Origin of the sequence: Roseovarius sp. D22-M7, from assembly GCF_037083785.1 — a bacterium.
In the GTDB taxonomy this organism is placed as follows: domain Bacteria; phylum Pseudomonadota; class Alphaproteobacteria; order Rhodobacterales; family Rhodobacteraceae; genus Roseovarius.
Map to the genome: position 1 here is coordinate 1 of NZ_JBAPKY010000126.1, position 3,543 is coordinate 3,543.

Sequence of the window (3,543 nt, forward strand, 5' to 3'; positions counted from 1 at the left end):
CGCCGGCCATCCGAAAAACCGGATCGACGAACTCCTCCCTTGGAACTTCCAGACGTCAAGCTGAAAAGCCCGTGGGGCCCAGCTGGCGCTTACTCTGCACTTCAAACCCTATTGAGAGCACGTTCTCGAAGGTCCGGGAACGCACGAAACAAACCAAGGGATCGGCTCGTGCAATCGAGTTCCGATATCTTCCTCGCCTGTCCGATCAGCACATCGAGATGACACAGCCTTCCATTGCGTTATCCAGACGTCCGCAAGATGTGGCTGCCGGCCTTGCGCGCAAGGGTCGAAGCATCCCCGCGCTACTCCAGAAACAGCGTCTCGTTGTTGAGGAAGTCCACGTCGATCTCGCCCGGGTCGGTCGCGGTTATCTCGGCCTCAGCTCGCAGTGCCTGCAGCCGGGCTTCAATCGCCGCGCGTTGCAGCGACTGGCTAAGATCTGCGCGCACGTCCGCAAAGCTCGGCACTTCCTCGGTGCGGCTGTCCTCAAACCGGAGAAGGTGCCAGCCGAACTGCGTCTCCACCGGCTTCGGAAGCTCCACGGACTCAAGTGCCGCCACCGCCTCCTCGAAATCGGCCACCATGGTGCCCTGCGCGAACCATCCCAAGTCGCCGCCTTTCGGGCCGGAGGGGCCGGTGGAATGTTCCTGCGCGAGCGCCGCGAACTCTGCGCCGGCTTCCAGCTCGGCTCGTAGCGCCGCCGCCACTTCCTCGGTCTCGACAAGGATGTGGGCGGCGCGATACTCCTTCGCGGGTTTTGCGTCGCCGTAGCGCAAAGCGTAAGCCTTCTGCAGCGCCGCCTCGGTAACCGCCTCCTCCGACAGCGCCTGCATCGCGACTTCCGCGCGCAGCGCTCGTTTCTGGTTCTCGAGCGCAACCTGCGCCTCGGGAGTCAGCGCATCCACGGCGTCCCCGAGCAGCGTTTGGCTTATCGCCTGCTGCAACAATCCCTGATAAAGCTGCCCGGGCGGAAGGCCCTGATACTGCTGTGGGAGTTGGCCGCGCATCAGCAGCAGATGCCCACCCGTGATGTTGGTGCCGTCGACCGTAGCGAGGACGGTTTCAGCGGTGACCTCTGCTTGGGGCGTGTCGGCGTCTTGCGCGCCAGCGAACCCCACCGGCAGCGTCAGCGCCGCGGCAAACGCCATCGTGGCTGGCTTCGTCGCGTTTCTCTCCTCATGTGCCGGGCTTTCCGGCGGTGGCGACAATCAGATCGATGTGCCGTTGCGACGGCCTTCGCTTAGCGGTTTAGGATCTGCCGTCAATCCTGACAAGCTCCTTATCGGGACCATGGGCGCCTGAGCCGGCAGCCCGCGGCTGGAGGTGCCAACAAGTAGAGGGAATCCAATCATTTCGACTGATTGGTTGGTCCCGATGATCTAATACCAACGGCCCCTGTCGGTGACCCTCGCGGGCTTCCCTTCGGTTCACTGCTGTGAGGCCCTTTCATCGAAGCATGGAGGGTTCGATGGCGGTTGCGGTTGCACGAACGGACTTGTCGGCGCGCGCGCTTCGGGTTGCGGCGGCGACGGCGAAGGATGCCAAGGCGGCGCGGCGCATGCCGGCGATCGCACTGGTGCTGGAGGGNTGCCGTGGACGTGGGTGGTGCGCTGGCGGCGCGTCGACCTTCAGCGCAGGATCGAGGTGCGCCTCTCGCGTCGCCACGCACGAGCGCGGGGTGGGCAAGCCGTTGGCCGCGCCCGGATTTCGCCGGCTCTCGGTGCGCCGGAAGCACCCAAACTCCGATCCCGGGGCCCAACAGGCGTTCACAAAAACGTCGCCGCGACCGTAACCGACCCCCTGCCGGATCCCGCCCGGGACAAACCCCTGGAGATGTCGTTTCGCTGCGCGGCCCTGCGGGTCGGGATGAGGCACGGGTCGGCCAGCAGGGCAAACTCACCCGCATCCGGGCGCCGCGTGACACCCGCGACACCTCGGCCTGCATTGGCCTGCATCTTCGGCGCCGTCTGCGCCCCGACCGCGGAGCCACCGCCGCGCTTCTCATGCCCAACCCCCACCTCGCCGAGGGCGCACATTCGTTTTCGTCGTCGATCCTCGGTGCTGCCGTGCTGTCGTTCTCGATCGCGCTGCTGACCTGGGACGGTGTTTTCGTTCTGGTCGGCCTTGCGATCCTCGCCGTAGCGGGTGCGGTGCCGGTCATTGTTCTTTAGGATGGCGCCGTGATCGGATGCCCGGCGCCGAGCATACGGCAAGCCCATGATTCCGAGAAATACTGCCGCTCGTTGATGTACTTAACTGCCGCTTCCGGCGGGTCATAAACCCTGTGTATCTGGCCCGGTCCATACGGGTTGACGTTCTTGCGGGGCGGGATGCGGCCTGTGCGCTTTGGTCAGCGGCCGCGTCGTAGCACTTGCGCGTGTCGCCGGCGCCGTCTTGCATGCTCTCTCCTGTCGTGATTGTTGCACACGCATCACATTGGCACATTGCGATGCGGCCGGGAGGGGCATCCACGCCATCGACAGAGCGCCCAGACAGCCAAGAATACAGCTTGGGGTCATGCATTATTGCAATTAACCAGGACAGTAAAATTTTCTGTCAATTTTAGGCGTTGGAAACGTACCATTGACGATATGATTGAAGATTGAAGAAAGTAGTGGGATAAGAAAGGTCAGATGGTTATGTTGCCAAGTAAATTGTTCACTATGACAATGAATGTGTCCGGTATCCTGTCTCAACTTGAAAAGGCGGGGATCCGTTTGGAGTTTGGCGATGACTTCGCAAAATATCGAACGTACCGGAACCAGCAGCACGACCGCGGCCCGATCTACCCGATGTTCGATGTGGCGAGTTCGTATGTCGATCGTACGAACGGATTCTGGGTCTGCGCTTTCGATTCATACGGAGAGTTGATCCATACTCAGGCCGTGCGGCTGCTCGACCTGTCGGGGATCACACTCGGCAGGCATCTCAATGACCATCGCTACAAATATATCACCCCCGGCTCGACATCCGACCCAGATCGAACCTTTTATTCGGGTCCCGAAGCGCTTCATGTAATTACGGGAAGGGTCTGTTACCAAGGTGATTTCTGGCTTCGCGCTCGAGGTCTTGGCGGTCCGCGCAGTCAAGGCGCGACGGCGCTTTTGTCGCGCGTGTTGCTCGAGATAATGGTCGCGACTTGGGAGCCGAATTTTGTTTTCGCGCTGGTGCCCAAGAACCTGGCCGCGAAGGGCGCGCATCTTCGCTACGGATATTGCCATTGTGAGCCCGGCCGATGGCTTGCGCAGGATCAGCAAGTCACCGAGGAAGACTACCTGATCTGGATGGGGGCAAATGACATGGCCAATCTGGTCGCGGAGGCACCACTAGGCCTGAAACCCGAGACCAGCGTTTCGGCGATTCAGGTAGTGCCCCGAGAAGTGGTGAGCAGCTTGACTTGATACGTGCTTTGATAGGCTGCTAAAAAAATATAATGATTATTTCCGTTTAGGGTCTGGACTCATAACCAATAGATGACAGTCGCGGCGAGCGCGATCGCCGAGAGGAAGACCTTGGGGCACCTGTCATACCGAGTTGCGACAC

Annotated in this window: 3 protein-coding genes and 1 pseudogene; 2 read left to right on the plus strand and 2 right to left on the minus strand. The window is 61.2% G+C overall.

Annotated features, from left to right (window positions below; genetic code table 11):
- Window positions 1–302: 302 nt before the first annotated feature.
- Window positions 303–1,148 carry a peptidylprolyl isomerase gene (locus V8324_RS21360; protein WP_336421910.1) on the minus strand — a complete coding sequence of 282 codons (846 nt, stop codon included), beginning with the start codon at window positions 1,146–1,148 and terminating at the stop codon, window positions 303–305.
- Between the two features lie 855 nt (window positions 1,149–2,003).
- Between V8324_RS21360 and V8324_RS21365 the strand changes: the two genes are divergently transcribed.
- Together V8324_RS21365 and V8324_RS21370 are read left to right on the plus strand one after the other, a co-directional pair.
- A complete protein-coding gene (locus V8324_RS21365) occupies window positions 2,004–2,171 on the plus strand; it encodes a hypothetical protein (protein ID WP_336421911.1) in 168 nt (55 codons plus the stop codon).
- A gap of 462 nt (window positions 2,172–2,633) precedes the next feature.
- Complete coding sequence (locus V8324_RS21370) at window positions 2,634–3,401, plus strand: hypothetical protein (RefSeq protein ID WP_336421912.1); 768 nt, start codon at window positions 2,634–2,636, stop codon at window positions 3,399–3,401.
- Between the two features lie 59 nt (window positions 3,402–3,460).
- Here the strand turns inward: V8324_RS21370 and V8324_RS21375 are convergent.
- Window positions 3,461–3,543, minus strand: a pseudogene (locus V8324_RS21375) (IS5/IS1182 family transposase); the annotation flags it as partial.

Coding starts and splice junctions, on each gene's coding strand:
- V8324_RS21360 (WP_336421910.1), bottom strand. CDS start 1,148: ATGGCGTTTGCCGCGGCGCTGACGCTGCCGGTGGGGTTCGCTGGCGCG.
- V8324_RS21365 (WP_336421911.1), top strand. CDS start 2,004: ATGCCCAACCCCCACCTCGCCGAGGGCGCACATTCGTTTTCGTCGTCG.
- V8324_RS21370 (WP_336421912.1), top strand. CDS start 2,634: ATGGTTATGTTGCCAAGTAAATTGTTCACTATGACAATGAATGTGTCC.